The organism is Paucibacter sp. TC2R-5 (assembly GCF_025717605.1).
Taxonomy (GTDB): Bacteria; Pseudomonadota; Gammaproteobacteria; order Burkholderiales; family Burkholderiaceae_C; genus Paucibacter_A; species Paucibacter_A albus.
In genome coordinates this window covers 179,125-192,131 of sequence record NZ_JAJIRQ010000002.1, presented here as the reverse complement: position 1 = coordinate 192,131, position 13,007 = coordinate 179,125, and the positions used below count along the sequence as shown (strand labels likewise).

Here is a 13,007-nt window from a genome sequence, read left to right as displayed (position 1 = left end):
CGGGCCGCGGTCGCTACAGTGCCTGCCCATCAGCCCCTCTTTATGAGTCTCCCAATGAAGAACATCGCGAAACACCACAAGTTCTCGGCTTCGGCCTTGGGATCGACCATGGTCATGAGCCTGATGCTGCTGACGGCATGCGCCAGCACCGCCCCTTTGGTCACGCCGCATGACTTTGCCGGCCAGAGCCAGGTCTTGCCGGCGGCAAACCGCAGCCGCCTGACCGGCGTGCTGGTGGATGAGTCCTTCGACCTGGGGCCCTACCGCGTGACAGGTGTTCAGGGCAAGGGCAGCAGCTCCGCCAACTCGACAACCATCAATGGGGTCAAGACCGAAAACAAGCGCAGCGGCTTCAGCTACCGCCTCGTCGGCGGGCCTAGCGGCCAGACCGAGTTGATCGGCCGTTGCGAAAGCCGCAGCCAAGAGCGCAGCAGCACCCCCAAGTTCGGCATGGAGCAAGAGCAGGGGCGTAGCTTGTTCAGCTGCGTGTGCAATGGCGGCGGCAGCAACAGTGATGGGCACGAGTCCAAGCTGAGCATTGCCGGTGATCAGTCCGTTCAAGGGCGCAGCAGCTCGACCTCGCTGAGCCTGGCCATCCATGTGGACGGCCAGTCCTACCGGGTGGGGCGTTATGGCGACCGGGGGCAATTGATCCCAGCCGATGAGCCCTTCCATGGCTACCGCGTCGATGGCCCGCAAGGCGCTGTGGCTGCGTTGGGCCTCAACTACCCCGGCACCGTTTGGCTGCATGAGCGCCTGCCTGCGCCCCAGCGTGAGGTGATGACTTGTGCGATTGCCGGCTTGATGTTGCATCGCGGCCCGCAGTAATTGTTAGCCGGGCTTGACGGCCGCTGGCTGCCTAACCAACAAAACAAGCAGCGTCAGCACGCACATCACGGCGCCTGCATAAAACGTCGCTTCCGCACCCCAGCCATCCCACAGCAGGCCCGCCAAGGCGCTGGCCAGCAGCATGGCAACGCCGCTGAGCAGGTTGAAAAAGCCGTAGGCCGTGCCGCGCAAATGCGCCGGTGCGGTGTCAGCCACCAGCGTGGCCAGCAGGCCTTGCGTGATGCCCATGTGTACGCCCCAGAGCAACACGCCGCCCAGCAAGGCCGCCAGCTGCGTGCTGCTGGCCAATAGCAAATCGGCCGCCAGCAAAACCAGCAAACCGAGCGCCAGCAGCGCCCTGTGGCTGACGCGGTCGGACAACTTGCCGAAGGGGTAGGCGCTGGCCGAGTAAATCAGGTTCATCGCCACCATCACCAGCGGGATTAAGGCCAGCGTCAGGCCGCTCTGCTGCGCCCGCAAGACCAAAAAGGCCTCGCTGAAACGCGCCAAGGTGAACAGCGCGCCTATCAATACCACCCACCAATAGGCCGGGGAGAGTTGGCGCAGATTGGCCCGACTGATCGGGTTGTGGCGCTTCTCGCTGGCGACGGCCTTTGGTTCGTGGACGCCGAAAGCCAGCAAGGCGACGGCCATAACGCCCGGAATTACCGCCACCCAGAACACCGCCCGGAAATCATTCGCCCACAGCAGCATCAAGCCCACCGCCAGCAGCGGCCCCAGCACCGCGCCGATCGAGTCCAACGATTGGCGCAGGCCAAAGGCCGCGCCGCGCAAGGCGGCTGGCGCCAGATCGGCCACCAGCGCGTCGCGTGGCGCACCGCGAATGCCCTTGCCGACCCGGTCGGTCAGGCGCGCCGCGATGATCCAGCCGACGCCGCCGGCCAGCGCAAAGACGGGCTTGGTGGCCGCACCCAGGCCATAGCCCAACAAGGCCAGGCCCTTGCGGCGCCCCAGATAGTCGCTCAAGACCCCGGAGAAGACCTTGACGATCAGCGCCGTGGCCTCGGCGGCGCCCTCGATCAGCCCGACCGTGAAGGCCGAGGCGCCCAAGCTGCCGACCATGAACAGCGGCAGCAGGCTGTGGATCATCTCGGAGGAGACATCCATCAACAGGCTGACAAAACCCAGCATCCAGATGGCGGCGGGCAAGCGCGGACGGGGGTGTGGTGCCGGTTCGGATGCTTGGGACATGCGTGCGCCCGATCGCTTGCTTGTTTGCTGCTCGGGGGCTAAGCGCCAAACTCAGCGGTCGGCGTGCCTTGATGAAACACCATCTGCCAGCCGGCAGCTGTCAGCCGCCAGATCGAGCTGCGATTTGTGTGATGCACCAGCCCGCCGTCCGGCGTCAGATGCGCCGATCGATAACTGAGTAAATAGACGTCAAGGCCGAGTACCGTCAGCTTGAAATCCTGCGCTTGTACCGTGACCGGCTTTGTTTCGGCCGTCAAGCTGGCCATTATCTCGGCGCGGTTGTAGGCCCGCCCGGAGCGGCCGAACTCGCGGAAGTCGGCGTGCAGCAACTCAGCCAAACGCCCGGCGTCGGCCCTGGCCTTGGGTTGATGCAGCTCGCATTCAAGCGCTTGCAGCGTTTCTTGAACTGAGTCGATAGGAATTCTTCTTGGCATAGAGGCAGCATAGCCGCAGCGGCTCTCAGCTGGCGCGGTACAGGGCCAAACCGCCTTTGCACAGCAAAAGTTCGACCGCCGCAAAGCCCGCCTCTGCCAGCGCCGCGGCTTGCTCGTCGATCGTCATATAGAGCTGGTCATTGCTCATGCCGCCCACGCCGGCAAAGTGATCGCAGACCAGATAGGCGCCGTCAGGCGCGAGCAAGGCCCGCACCTGCCTGTGAAGCGCGGCGGCATAACGCTTGTGGCGCAGTTCATGCACCGCCTGATGGGTCAGCACAAAGTCGAACTGACTCAGGTCTTGCGACCAGTCGCCCTCCTTGAAGCTGCGTTCGACGAACCGCACGCGCGCGGTGAGAGCCCCCAGGCGTTTGCGCGCCAAGTCATGCATGGCGGCTGAAAAGTCCAGCGCGACATAGTCAAGCTTGGGCAGTGCGCTGAGCAGGTGTCGGGCCAGAAAGCCGGGGCCCGAGCCCAGTTCCAGCGCGCGGCATGGCTTGGAGCCAATCAAGCGCTCGAAGTAGGCAAAAAACTCGGGCCGGTCGGGGCGTTTGCTCAAGGCTGTGGCCGCCCATTGCTGAGCGTCGGCGGGTTGGCGCAGATCGATCGGGCTGGGGACGTCTTCGAGCATCAATGCAATGGCTTTCGAAAAAAAGCCCGCTCGAAGCGGGCTGGTGTTGTTTGCTTAGGCGGGTAAATCTTCGTCCGCTGCGGCGAGCGCCTCGCCCGGTGTGCGGTGGCTGCGCGGCTCGTGTTTTTCAAGCGCACCGGCGACGGCGCGTTTGAGTTTACGCATGGCCCCGTCGATGGCTTGATGGGCGCTGCCTGCACTTTCTTTGACGATCACTGGCTCCAGGCCGGTCAGGCGGGCTTCGAGCGTGCAGTGGATGTCGTTGTCGGCCGTTTTCGAGTGTCCGTTCACATCGGCGAGATGGGCCTCGACGCGCGTGATGCGCTCGCCGAAGCGGTCGAGGGCGTCCTTGGCGACGCTCTTGAGGTGGTCAGCCATTTGCTGGCTGGCTTCAATATTCGAATCGGTTTGGAGCAGAACTTGCATGAATGCTTTCCCTTTCAAGTGAACGAGCGAAATACAGGCTGCCCAACAGCTGCCGCTTGTGCCCTCCTTGCACCCGGCCCGGCTTGCCTAAGCTCAGCCTCAGACTAACAGAGCTTGAGCGCTCAAACTTCAACTTGGGCCGATTCATGTAAAACCAAGAGCCCCGCGTCAAAAGCCCTCGGGCAGCTCATCCGGGGTCTGCGCCGATGCTGTGACGGCGAACACCTCGCTGGCCGAGGGCACCGGGCTGTCCATGGCCGAGGCGGTTGCGATCGCACCGGCCGACGGAGGATCGAGCAATAGCTGCGTGTTCTGGTTTGGTTCGTCCGCGCTGTTGCTGGCAATGAGCAAGAGCGCCGCAGCGCCGGCCAGGGCCATCGCGATCGTCAGGTGCCAGCGGGCTTGGTCACCGAATTCGGAGTCAGTATTCATGGTGGCTTTCCTTTCATGCGTCGACAGGTCAATGGCTCGATTGAGCGCCCGGCCTTGAGCTCGCTTGAACGCGTTGAAGGGCTATTTCAACGTTTCAAAAGTGCCTGCCTTGCGGGCTCCTGGCAGTGGCCCCAATCGCAAACACAAGGCTGTTCGTCCAAGCCTTGACTGTGCGAGCGCTGGGCAAGATCTGTTCTGAAGAAAATATGAAATTCGCCATGGCGGCCATGGCTGCCTTGGCGCAGCGCGGTAGCCGCTTGGGGACGCAGGTGCCCGATAGGCTGCATGCGTTGCCCCTAGGCAAGAATCCAATTCGCAAGGCCGCTTCGCTTTTCGGCAGGCACTTCTCGTTGCTGGCTTTGACAAAGCTGTGATTCAAATCACGTTTGCCTTGAAACCCCCTTGAGACAGGGGGATGCGAAGCCAGCAAGCGCAATAGAAGATGGCTGCAGGTAGTGCCTAGTTGAGATGGACCGGCCTTGGGGCCGGTCTTTTTTTCTTCAGTGCGCTGTGTGTCCACCCCAGTGTTTGTGCGGTAGCGCTCATAGGACTTGATGATTTAGAGTCAAGTTTTGGTGATTTTCACCTTCTCCTTTCCTATTTTTCTCTACTCAGCTCCCATCTATGTCGGCCAAGCCTGCTTCTGCGCCCACCCCAGCCGCCCGCCCCGGCAACACCATGGCCGAGCTTTTGATTGCCGTGCTGTTGCCTTCTTTGGTGCTGATGTGGACGAGCAACCCAGAGCGACTGGGCAATGTCGGCGCGCTGCTGCTGGCTTTGGCGTTTCCGCTCGCTTGGGCCGCTTACAGCGGTCTGCGCGAGCGACGTTTCAGTTGGATGGCCGCCTTAGGTGTGGCCAGCACCTTGCTGACAGGCGGGATTGCGCTGCTGGCATTGGATACACGCTGGTTGGCCATCAAAGAGGCCGCCGTGCCGGGGGTCATCGCCATTGCGATCTTGCTGTCGATGCTCGGAAAAAAACCCTTGGTGCGTTTGATGGTGTTCAACCCAGCGATCATGAATGTGCCGCATATTGAAGCAGCGCTGGCCGAGCGTGGCGCCACGGCGGCCTTTGAGCGGCGGCTCAAACTGGGCACGCTGATGCTGGCCGGCAGCTTCGCGTTCTCCAGCGTGATGAACTATGTGCTGGCGGTCTGGATCGTGCACAGCCCGGCCGGTAGCGAGCAGTTCAACACCGAACTTGGCCGTATGAACTTGCTCAGCTGGCCGATGATCGCCATCCCCTCGATGTTGCTGACCATGGGCGTGCTGTTCTACCTCGCGCGCGGCATTCGGCAGATGACCGGCTTGACGCTGGAGGAATGCTTGCATCCGCAGTGAGCCGAGGGCGCGCGCTTTTCCGGTGGAGCGCCCTTGCGACGGAGCCAGCATACGCGCCCATGTCATGATGGCGCCCATGTTGATGAAGACACTCAAAAACCTGCTGGACGGCCTGTTGCCGCCGCCGCCCGGTGCCGCTGACGAAGAACATGCCTTGCAGCTCGCGACCGCAGTCATGTTGGTGGAAGTGATGCGGGCCGCTGCCAGCTTCCATGCTGCCGAGCGCGCGGCGGTGCTGGCCGGGCTGCGCGCCAAATTCGGATTGAGCGAGGACGAAGCCGCGCGACTGAGCGAGTTGGCGGAAATCCAGGCCAAGACCGCCAGCGACTGGTTCGCTTTCACTTCCCGCATCAATGAGAATTTCGAGATGCCGCAAAAGCTGCGCATGATCGAATTCATGTGGGATGTAGCCTATGCCGACGGCCACCTCAGCGAGCATGAGCGCCATGTGATGTGGCGGATCGCTGACCTGTTGCACATTCCGCAAGGTGCTTATATTCATGCCCGTATGCGCGCCCAGGCTGCCGCTGGTTTGAGCGATTAGCCGTCAGCTTTCAGAGTTGAGCATCGGGCCGGTCGCGGGCGACCAAGGCCAGATACTCGGCCTGCGTGGCGCCGGCCAAGGGCTTCAGCATCACGCGGATGCTGTTCAGCCGTGACCCGCTGGGCACGCCGTGGCGCTGACGCAGTTCGACAAAACCCTGGGAGGCCCAAAAGCGCTCAGCCCTGACGTTGCCAACGACCACACCCAGGCGCAACCAGCGCGCCCCCTGGCTGGCCGCCCAGCGCTCGATGCATTCGAACAAGGCTTGCGCGTCGCCTTGCCCATGACGCGACGTGGCGACAATGAACAGGCCGATATGGCAGACACCCTCGGCCATCAGATCGCTGGTGAGCTGGGCAATCGCGCGCCAAGGCTCGGCCGCTGTGGTCGGCACAAAGGCGAGGTAGTAGGTTCGCTTGTAGCTGAGTTCGGGCGGCGGAAGTTCATGGAATTCCTCATTCGCCAAGTTTGGGGCTGCAGGCTCGCCCCCAACTGCAAGAAAGTACTCGGGATTGGCGTCGAAGAAAACCTGCAGGGCCGGTATGTCCTCAAGCTGCAACTCCGTGCATAGCAGATCAGGCGGGCAGGGCAGGTCGAAAGGCTTCATGGGTGTGGACGCTGGAATGAGGCGGCTTGATTTTGCCTTGCGGCCAGGTGCCAGCCCGTGCTCGCTCAGCTTCGACGCTTGCTGTCCGATAAAGTGAGTCTCGATGAAGAGTACTTTTCGTATGCACGCACCTGCCGCCAATCGCTGCCTCTTAGGCAAGCATCCTCAACTGAGCTGGTCCCTGCGCTTGATCAGCGCGGCCGCCGCAATGAGCGTGCTTGGCACGGCATGGGCCGGAGACAAATGCTCCAGTGATGGCCGTCTGCGCTATGTTGGCGTCAACAGCGAGGGCAGTCGATCGGTCTGGCTGTCCAAGACCAGCGCCGGCCCCTCGTTCGAGTTGCGGGCGGCGCAGGGCAATCAGGCGGTGGATGCCTGGAGCAAGAATCGGCCTGGCTTGCGACTCTCGCTGTCGCTGGTGGTGTCCAACGGCAATGGCGGCACCCACAAGCTTTACACCAACTCCGGCAACAAGGAATGCCTGCTGGACACGCAAAATCAAAAAGACGGGATTGTCTTGCCTTCGCTGGTCTTGCCCCCCTTGAAGCCTCCGCCGATCGGCGTAATGCCTGAGTTGCCAATGGGCGTGAAGCCGCCGATCGGCGTGCTGCCGCCCGCCCCGCCGGTGACAGGCGTGATGCCGGAATTGCCAATGGGCGTGAAGCCGCCGATCGGTGTGTTGCCGCCAGCTCCGCCGGTGACTGGCGTGATGCCGGAATTGCCGATGGGCGTGAAGCCGCCGATCGGTGTGCTGCCGCCCGCGCCGCCGGTGACGGGCGTGATGCCGGAGCTGCCGATGGGCGTGAAGCCCCCGATCGGCGTGCTGCCGCCTGCCCCGCCGGTGACAGGCGTGATGCCGGAATTGCCAATGGGTGTGAAGCCGCCGATCGGTGTGTTGCCGCCCGCCCCGCCGGTGACCGGCGTGATGCCGGAGCTGCCGATGGGCGTGAAGCCGCCGATCGGCGTGCTGCCGCCCGCGCCGCCGGTGACCGGCGTGACGCCGGAGCTGCCGATGGGCGTGAAGCCGCCGATCGGCGTGCTGCCGCCTGCGCCGCCGGTGACAGGCGTGATGCCGGAATTGCCAATGGGTGTGAAGCCGCCGAACGGTGTGTTGCCGCCCGCCCCGCCGGTGACCGGCGTGATGCCGGAGTTGCCGATGGGTGTGAAGCCGCCAATCGGTGTGCTGCCACCCGCGCCGCCGGTGACCGGCGTGACGCCGGAGCTGCCGATGGGCGTGAAGCCGCCGATCGGCGTGCTGCCGCCCGCGCCGCCGGTAACTGGCGTGATGCCCGAGCTGCCGATGGGCGTGAAACCTCCCATCGGCGTGCTGCCGCCCGCCCCGCCGGTGACCGGCGTGATGCCGGAGCTGCCGATGGGCGTGAAGCCCCCGATCGGCGTGCTGCCGCCCGCGCCGCCTGTAACTGGCGTTATGCCCGAGCTGCCGATGGGCGTGAAACCTCCCATCGGCGTGCTGCCACCCGCCCCGCCGGTGATCGGCGTTATGCCAGAAATGCCCGGTAAAGGCTCGCAGCCCCGCGCTGCCTTGCCTCCCTGCCATGGCCAGCGCCAGAGTCTGGATGCGACGCTGGGCAGCGTGGCGGTGGATTGCTTCGACCCTCCCGAAGCGCTGCTCGCGCCGGCAAACCTGGGCGAGACTCGAGGCCGCGATTTGCTGGAAGGCAGCCCATGGAATATATGGGTCGACGGCTATGTCAGCGACACCGAAGACCTGCGGGGCTTGGCGCCCATCACCTCCAGCCTTCAGGCGCTCAGCATCGGCCTTGATCGCCGCATCGGCGGCGGTTGGGTCGCGGGCTTGATGCTGAATATGGACAGCAGCAGAGCCGAAGGGTTCGAGCGTGACTGGGTCAACACGGCCACCGGCTGGGGTATCGGGCCCTATTTGGGCTTGAGGCTGACGGAGCAATGGTCTATGGATGCGGCGCTGTCCTTTGGACAGGACCGTGGGCGCACACAGCTCTTGGGGCTGGAGGGCGAGCAAAGCGGCCGGCGCAAGCAGGCCATGGTGAGCGCGCGCGGGCAGTACGAGTTTGAGCGCGTGCTGCTGCGGCCACGCCTGTCTTGGTCGTACGCGGAGCGAACCGGTCTGGCCTATAGCTTGAACGGGCTTGTGCTGGGGACCGCGGTCAGCTTGCCGGTGGGCGAGAACAGCAGCCGCAACCACACCCTGGAGGCCGCCCTCGAACTCAATCACAGCTCGATCACCAGCGCCGGCACCCGCGTGATGCCCTACGCCGAGTTGGGTCTGCAATATGTTTACCTGCCGGGCGGCGACACACAAGAGCAGTTTGGCAGCGGGGCGAGTGAAATCGCCGCCAGCATCAGTAGTCACAAGCAGAGCTGGCGCGGCAGCTTGCGCGCCGGCATGCGCGTGGCACCCGATCAACACACCATGTTGGACGCAGGCGGCGGCTATCTCAGCCTGGGTCAGAATGGCGTCAATATCTGGGAGTTCAGGGTCATGCTCTCGCGTGGCTTCTGATCTGATCTGAACCTCATCTCAACCGTCAATAGCAGAGAAGCTTGCCCTCATGATCCAACTCCACTACTTCCCCAGCAACGCCAGCATGGCCCCGCACATCGTGCTGGAAGAAATCGGCCAGCCCTTCGAGCTCAAGCAGGTTGACCGCGCCAACAATGGGCACAAGTCGGCCGAGTACCTCAAGCTCAATCCCAACGGGCTGATCCCGGTGCTGGTGGACGGCGACATGGTGCTGTACGAAACAGCCGCCATCCTCTTGCATCTGGCTGACACGCACCCGGCCGCTGGACTCTTGCCTGCCTTGGGCACAGCGGAGCGCGCGCAGGCCTACAAATGGTTGATCTGGCTGACCAACACGCTGCAGCCGGCGCTGATTGCTTACTTCTACCCCGATCGCTGGGTCAAGGCCGGCAACACCGAGGGTGCGGCCGAAGTGCAGGCGGCGGCCGAGGCGCGGGTCGTGGAACTGCTGGCACAGGTCGAGGCGCAACTGGCTTCACATGGCGGGCCTTGGCTGCTGGGAGCGGACTACAGCGCGGCCGACGCGATGGCCTTCATGTTGTGCCGCTGGACGCGTGGTTTCGCCAGCCGGCCTGCGCGTGACTTCCCGCTTATCAGCGCCTATCTGCAGCGCATGCTGGCGCGTCCGGCGCTGCAGCGCATGTTGGCGACCGAGGCGCTACCTCAGCCCTGGGTCTGAGGCAGGCGTTTGTAAATGTCCGGCTCCAGGCGCTCCATAAACGCCTGCGGCTTGCCTGCCGGCGTGAAGCCGAATTGCGCGTAGAGCTGCGGCGCGGTGCTGGTGGCCAGCAAAAAGCGGCGCAGGCCCTGCAGCTCGGGATGCTGCATCACGGCCGCCATCAAGCGTTTGCTATGGCCGCAGCCCCGATGCTCGGGCAGCACAAACACATCGACCAGATAGGCAAAAGTTGCCCCGTCGGTGATGACGCGGGCAAAGCCAATTTGCGCACCGTCCAGGTAAGCGCCAAAACACAGCGAAGCCTCAATCGCGCGCTGCACGGTGCTGAAGGGGATGCCGAGCGCCCAAGTGGATTGCTCGCTCAAGAAGCGATGAATCAGCGGCAGATCGAGTAACGCCTGGTCGGTGCTGATGTTGATGCGATTCATGGGCACGGTGGCAAATGGAGAGGCGCTTGCCATCGTATGCGAGGCCAGTCGTCACGCTCGCTTGCCATTCGTCGCAAGCGGGCACTGACGAGCGCCGAGTCGCTCTAAAGTGCCTGCAGTGCATAGGCATTCCGCCTCTGCCGCAAAGCACTGACTGGCACTCTTAATCCCCATGTTTGCATCCATTTCAGCTCCCACTGCCTGGGCACTGCTCGTCATCGCCGGCCTGCTTGAAATCGTCTGGGTCATCAGCATGAAAGCCTCGGAGGGCTTCACCCGTCATCTCTACACCGCCATCACCTTTGGCGCCGCCTGGGCAAGCTTTTCGTTGCTGGGCTTAGCACTGAAGGCTCTGCCGGTGGGCACGGCCTATGCCGTTTGGACGGGCATAGGCGCGGTCGGCGCGGCAGCCTTGGGCATGCTCCTTTTCAAGGAACCCGTGACGCTGGCCCGTATCGGCTGCATCAGCTTGATCGTCGTCGGCATCTTGGGCCTGAAGCTGCTCAGCGCCGAATAGGCCAAAATCCTCCCTGTGCTCAGGGCAGCACCGGCAGTGCCTTCAAGTAAGCGTGCAGCTTGGCGGCAATCGCCTCGCGCTCGGCCGGCGCCATCGAGTCGGGCAGCGCGGGCATGCTCGTTCCCGGCTTGAACGCCTGCGGGGTCAGCAGCCAAACGCGCCAGGTGCGCTCATCCAGCAGCTTGGCACGAACGGCCAAATTGAGCGGCATCTTGTCGCCGCCGAAACCGTTGATCTGATGGCAGCTGAGGCAGAATTTTTGCACCAGCGCCGCTTGCTCTCCCCATTGCTCGCTGCTCATGCCCGCAGGTAGGAAGACCACCGGGCTGGCTTGGCGAAGGCTGATTTGCGCGACTTGATAAGGCCACTGCGCGCCGCCCTCGGCCAGTAACTCGGGTGCGGCGATATTGTCCCAAACCAGGTAGTAGGGGCCCAGCGGCACGTCTTTTTCGCCCTGCGCTTTGTTGTCCACGCTGAAGGGCGCTTTGGCGTCGGCCAAGCCGAACACCAGATAGGCGCGGTACTTGGCGAAGCGCTCGGCCGGGATGCGGGCCACAAAGCCATCGAGCGCGCGGAACTCGATCTCGCTGGCCGGCGCTTTGTTCCAGTCGACACCGAGCAATTGACGCAATACTTGCGCGGCCGGGTAGCCCAGGTAGGCGCGCTGCACCGATGGCTCGCCTTGAATGCTCAGGTGCGGCTCGATCACCTTGACGGCTTGCGGCGGCGCCTTCAGCAATTCTTGCAAGGCGGCGGGTGTCGGCAGCGGCTCGGCCAGGGCGCTCACGCCACACAGTGCCATGCCCAGCAGCAGCGCTTGCAATCGTGAGAAGTAGGGGGTTCTCATGGTGACGGGCTCCGCAATAGAAACTGGATGGGCATGTGATTGAATCACAGTAGCTCGCCTACTTCACCCAATGCGGAAAATAGCCCAGCCGGTCTTGCGTGGCGCTGTCATGCGCCGGCAGCAACACCAGCGCCGGGTCTTTGCCCATCATGGCGCGCAGCTGCTCGACGCCGCTTTGCGTCTGCTCGGCGTGCCCATCCACCAGTGCGCCGGCGGCCCAGAACTTCGGCGCCCCGGCCTTGATCGCGTCGACCGTCCAGGCCACATCGCCGATGAAGAAATAGACCTGCCCGCTGTCCACTGTCAAGAACATCCCCGTTGAACCCGGCGTATGGCCGGGCATGGGTACCAGCACGACGCTGCCGTCGCCAAACAGGTCCAGGCTTTGGGCATAGCCGCGATAAGGCTGCGGCTTGAATTCAAGCAAGTCCCATCGGATGGATTCGCTGCCGATTTGCGAGGCCCAGCTGCCGCCAGGCCCGCGTGTCGGGTGGCGGATCAAGTCCATCTCGGCCGCCGCCAAGCCTATCTTTGCCTCGGGGAAGTCCAAAACGCCACCCGCATGATCCCAATGGCTGTGGCTGAGAATGACCCGGCTCAGCGGCGGGATGCCGGCGCGGTCCAGTTGCTCCCGGGCCGGCAGCACCGGGGCCTCGTATTTGAAAAACGGCCGCCACCACAGCGGCATGTCCGCGCGGTATTGGCCATCGATCTGCCGCCCCATGCCGGTGTCGAACAAGAAGTATTCGTCCCGGTGCTTGATCAAAAAAGCCGAGAAGTTGGAGTCGATCTGTTTGCTAAAGCTGCCGCCCGGCACCAAGAGCCCCTCCATCACGGCGACCCGCGAGGTCTTGATGATGGCGAAGCCGATCTCAGGGAGCTGGGCGGTCTGAGCTGTCTGGCCCTGCACTGCGCCGGCCGGGCCGAGCAGCAGGGTGGACATCAGCGAGGCCAAGAAGAGGAGGAGAAATATGCGCATGGGGTGGCTGCCTGAGAGCTATTGAAGGAGATGAGCGCCAAGCTTAAAGATGGGTCTATGCTCCAAGGTCAAGCCCTCGCCCTCATTTTTCGCAGCCAAGATGAACATCAGCCAACTCGCCAAAGCCTGCGACATCTCCGCCGACACCGTGCGCTATTACGAGAAGCAAGGCCTGCTGGCGGCGCCGGCGCGGTTGGAGAACGGCTACCGTAGCTATGCGCCGGCCCAGGTGGAGCAGCTGCGTTTCATACGCGGTGCGCAGGCGCTGGGCTTTTCGCTGCAGGAGATCCGCGCCATCCTGCCGCTGTTGGCGCAGGGCAAATTCGGTCGGCCCGAGATCGAGCAGCAGTTGCAGACCAAGATGGCGCAGATCGACGCGCATATCGCGCAGCTGCAGCAATTGAAGTGCGAGTTGGCGGCCACCTTTGCCTCGCTGCGCTGCGCGCCCGCGAGCGTGCTGGTGACCGACGACGCCGTCGCGCCCGACAGCGGCAGCGGCGCAGGTGCGGCGGTGCTGAAGCGCAGCTTTCGGCCGCCGCGCTCTCAAAAAGCTTAGCGTCCCTTCAAACCCTCGGTGA

The 13,007-nt window shown here is 63.6% G+C and carries 16 protein-coding genes; 7 read left to right on the top strand and 9 right to left on the bottom strand.

The features are described 5' to 3' along the window. Positions 1–54 precede the first annotated feature (54 nt). Positions 55–828: a hypothetical protein gene (locus LNV08_RS04520; protein ID WP_263532477.1), complete on the top strand. Its 774-nt coding sequence runs from the start codon at positions 55–57 to the stop codon at positions 826–828. 3 nt (positions 829–831) lie between these two features. On the opposite strand, the gene LNV08_RS04515 is transcribed toward LNV08_RS04520, so the two are convergent. The 5 genes from LNV08_RS04515 to LNV08_RS04495 form a co-directional block, all read right to left on the bottom strand. Then, on the bottom strand, positions 832–2,040 hold the full coding sequence (locus tag LNV08_RS04515; protein ID WP_263532476.1) for an MFS transporter: 1,209 nt from the start codon (positions 2,038–2,040) through the stop codon (positions 832–834). 38 nt (positions 2,041–2,078) lie between these two features. Beyond that, positions 2,079–2,474: a nuclear transport factor 2 family protein gene (locus LNV08_RS04510; RefSeq protein WP_263532475.1), complete on the bottom strand. Its 396-nt coding sequence runs from the start codon at positions 2,472–2,474 to the stop codon at positions 2,079–2,081. 25 nt (positions 2,475–2,499) lie between these two features. Beyond that, positions 2,500–3,105, bottom strand: a complete 606-nt coding sequence (locus tag LNV08_RS04505; RefSeq protein ID WP_263532474.1) for a class I SAM-dependent methyltransferase — start codon at positions 3,103–3,105, stop codon at positions 2,500–2,502. A gap of 54 nt (positions 3,106–3,159) precedes the next feature. Beyond that, on the bottom strand, positions 3,160–3,531 hold the full coding sequence (locus LNV08_RS04500) for an HPF/RaiA family ribosome-associated protein (RefSeq protein ID WP_263532473.1): 372 nt from the start codon (positions 3,529–3,531) through the stop codon (positions 3,160–3,162). A gap of 168 nt (positions 3,532–3,699) precedes the next feature. Continuing rightward, positions 3,700–3,963: a hypothetical protein gene (locus LNV08_RS04495; RefSeq protein ID WP_263532472.1), complete on the bottom strand. Its 264-nt coding sequence runs from the start codon at positions 3,961–3,963 to the stop codon at positions 3,700–3,702. A gap of 624 nt (positions 3,964–4,587) precedes the next feature. Between LNV08_RS04495 and LNV08_RS04490 the strand changes: the two genes are divergently transcribed. Both LNV08_RS04490 and LNV08_RS04485 read left to right on the top strand, forming a co-directional pair. Then, positions 4,588–5,304 (top strand): VC0807 family protein, encoded by a 717-nt coding sequence (locus LNV08_RS04490; RefSeq protein WP_263532471.1) that lies wholly within the window; start codon positions 4,588–4,590, stop codon positions 5,302–5,304. Between the two features lie 82 nt (positions 5,305–5,386). Next, positions 5,387–5,848, top strand: coding sequence for a TerB family tellurite resistance protein (locus LNV08_RS04485; RefSeq protein ID WP_263532470.1), 462 nt, complete (start codon positions 5,387–5,389; stop codon positions 5,846–5,848). A 10-nt stretch (positions 5,849–5,858) separates the two neighbouring features. Here LNV08_RS04485 and LNV08_RS04480 read toward each other — a convergent pair whose 3' ends face one another. Next, positions 5,859–6,455, bottom strand: a complete 597-nt coding sequence (locus LNV08_RS04480) for a GNAT family N-acetyltransferase (protein ID WP_263532469.1) — start codon at positions 6,453–6,455, stop codon at positions 5,859–5,861. Between the two features lie 121 nt (positions 6,456–6,576). Between LNV08_RS04480 and LNV08_RS04475 the strand changes: the two genes are divergently transcribed. Both LNV08_RS04475 and LNV08_RS04470 read left to right on the top strand, forming a co-directional pair. Further along, on the top strand, positions 6,577–8,958 hold the full coding sequence (locus tag LNV08_RS04475; RefSeq protein ID WP_263532468.1) for an autotransporter outer membrane beta-barrel domain-containing protein: 2,382 nt from the start codon (positions 6,577–6,579) through the stop codon (positions 8,956–8,958). Between the two features lie 49 nt (positions 8,959–9,007). Further along, positions 9,008–9,658 carry a glutathione S-transferase family protein gene (locus LNV08_RS04470; RefSeq protein WP_263532467.1) on the top strand — a complete coding sequence of 217 codons (651 nt, stop codon included), beginning with the start codon at positions 9,008–9,010 and terminating at the stop codon, positions 9,656–9,658. On the opposite strand, the gene LNV08_RS04465 is transcribed toward LNV08_RS04470, so the two are convergent. Beyond that, on the bottom strand, positions 9,643–10,086 hold the full coding sequence (locus LNV08_RS04465) for a GNAT family N-acetyltransferase (protein WP_263532466.1): 444 nt from the start codon (positions 10,084–10,086) through the stop codon (positions 9,643–9,645). The two genes, LNV08_RS04470 and LNV08_RS04465, sit on opposite strands and share 16 nt — an antisense overlap. Before the next feature lie 172 nt (positions 10,087–10,258). On the opposite strand from LNV08_RS04465, the gene LNV08_RS04460 reads away from it, so the two are divergent. After that, positions 10,259–10,603, top strand: a complete 345-nt coding sequence (locus LNV08_RS04460) for a DMT family transporter (protein WP_263532465.1) — start codon at positions 10,259–10,261, stop codon at positions 10,601–10,603. Positions 10,604–10,622: 19 nt separating this feature from the next. On the opposite strand, the gene LNV08_RS04455 is transcribed toward LNV08_RS04460, so the two are convergent. Both LNV08_RS04455 and LNV08_RS04450 read right to left on the bottom strand, forming a co-directional pair. Next, positions 10,623–11,450 (bottom strand): cytochrome c, encoded by an 828-nt coding sequence (locus LNV08_RS04455; protein WP_263532464.1) that lies wholly within the window; start codon positions 11,448–11,450, stop codon positions 10,623–10,625. 58 nt (positions 11,451–11,508) lie between these two features. Continuing rightward, the gene (locus LNV08_RS04450) at positions 11,509–12,429 is read right to left on the bottom strand and encodes an MBL fold metallo-hydrolase (RefSeq protein ID WP_263532463.1); all 921 of its coding nucleotides are present in this window, start codon (positions 12,427–12,429) and stop codon (positions 11,509–11,511) included. A gap of 100 nt (positions 12,430–12,529) precedes the next feature. On the opposite strand from LNV08_RS04450, the gene LNV08_RS04445 reads away from it, so the two are divergent. Next, positions 12,530–12,985 (top strand): heavy metal-responsive transcriptional regulator, encoded by a 456-nt coding sequence (locus tag LNV08_RS04445; protein ID WP_263532462.1) that lies wholly within the window; start codon positions 12,530–12,532, stop codon positions 12,983–12,985. The last annotated feature ends 22 nt before the right edge of the window (positions 12,986–13,007 follow it).

Coding starts and splice junctions, on each gene's coding strand:
- LNV08_RS04520 (WP_263532477.1), top strand. CDS start 55: ATGAAGAACATCGCGAAACACCACAAGTTCTCGGCTTCGGCCTTGGGA.
- LNV08_RS04515 (WP_263532476.1), bottom strand. CDS start 2,040: ATGTCCCAAGCATCCGAACCGGCACCACACCCCCGTCCGCGCTTGCCC.
- LNV08_RS04510 (WP_263532475.1), bottom strand. CDS start 2,474: ATGCCAAGAAGAATTCCTATCGACTCAGTTCAAGAAACGCTGCAAGCG.
- LNV08_RS04505 (WP_263532474.1), bottom strand. CDS start 3,105: ATGCTCGAAGACGTCCCCAGCCCGATCGATCTGCGCCAACCCGCCGAC.
- LNV08_RS04500 (WP_263532473.1), bottom strand. CDS start 3,531: ATGCAAGTTCTGCTCCAAACCGATTCGAATATTGAAGCCAGCCAGCAA.
- LNV08_RS04495 (WP_263532472.1), bottom strand. CDS start 3,963: ATGAATACTGACTCCGAATTCGGTGACCAAGCCCGCTGGCACCTGACG.
- LNV08_RS04490 (WP_263532471.1), top strand. CDS start 4,588: ATGTCGGCCAAGCCTGCTTCTGCGCCCACCCCAGCCGCCCGCCCCGGC.
- LNV08_RS04485 (WP_263532470.1), top strand. CDS start 5,387: ATGAAGACACTCAAAAACCTGCTGGACGGCCTGTTGCCGCCGCCGCCC.
- LNV08_RS04480 (WP_263532469.1), bottom strand. CDS start 6,455: ATGAAGCCTTTCGACCTGCCCTGCCCGCCTGATCTGCTATGCACGGAG.
- LNV08_RS04475 (WP_263532468.1), top strand. CDS start 6,577: ATGCACGCACCTGCCGCCAATCGCTGCCTCTTAGGCAAGCATCCTCAA.
- LNV08_RS04470 (WP_263532467.1), top strand. CDS start 9,008: ATGATCCAACTCCACTACTTCCCCAGCAACGCCAGCATGGCCCCGCAC.
- LNV08_RS04465 (WP_263532466.1), bottom strand. CDS start 10,086: ATGAATCGCATCAACATCAGCACCGACCAGGCGTTACTCGATCTGCCG.
- LNV08_RS04460 (WP_263532465.1), top strand. CDS start 10,259: ATGTTTGCATCCATTTCAGCTCCCACTGCCTGGGCACTGCTCGTCATC.
- LNV08_RS04455 (WP_263532464.1), bottom strand. CDS start 11,450: ATGAGAACCCCCTACTTCTCACGATTGCAAGCGCTGCTGCTGGGCATG.
- LNV08_RS04450 (WP_263532463.1), bottom strand. CDS start 12,429: ATGCGCATATTTCTCCTCCTCTTCTTGGCCTCGCTGATGTCCACCCTG.
- LNV08_RS04445 (WP_263532462.1), top strand. CDS start 12,530: ATGAACATCAGCCAACTCGCCAAAGCCTGCGACATCTCCGCCGACACC.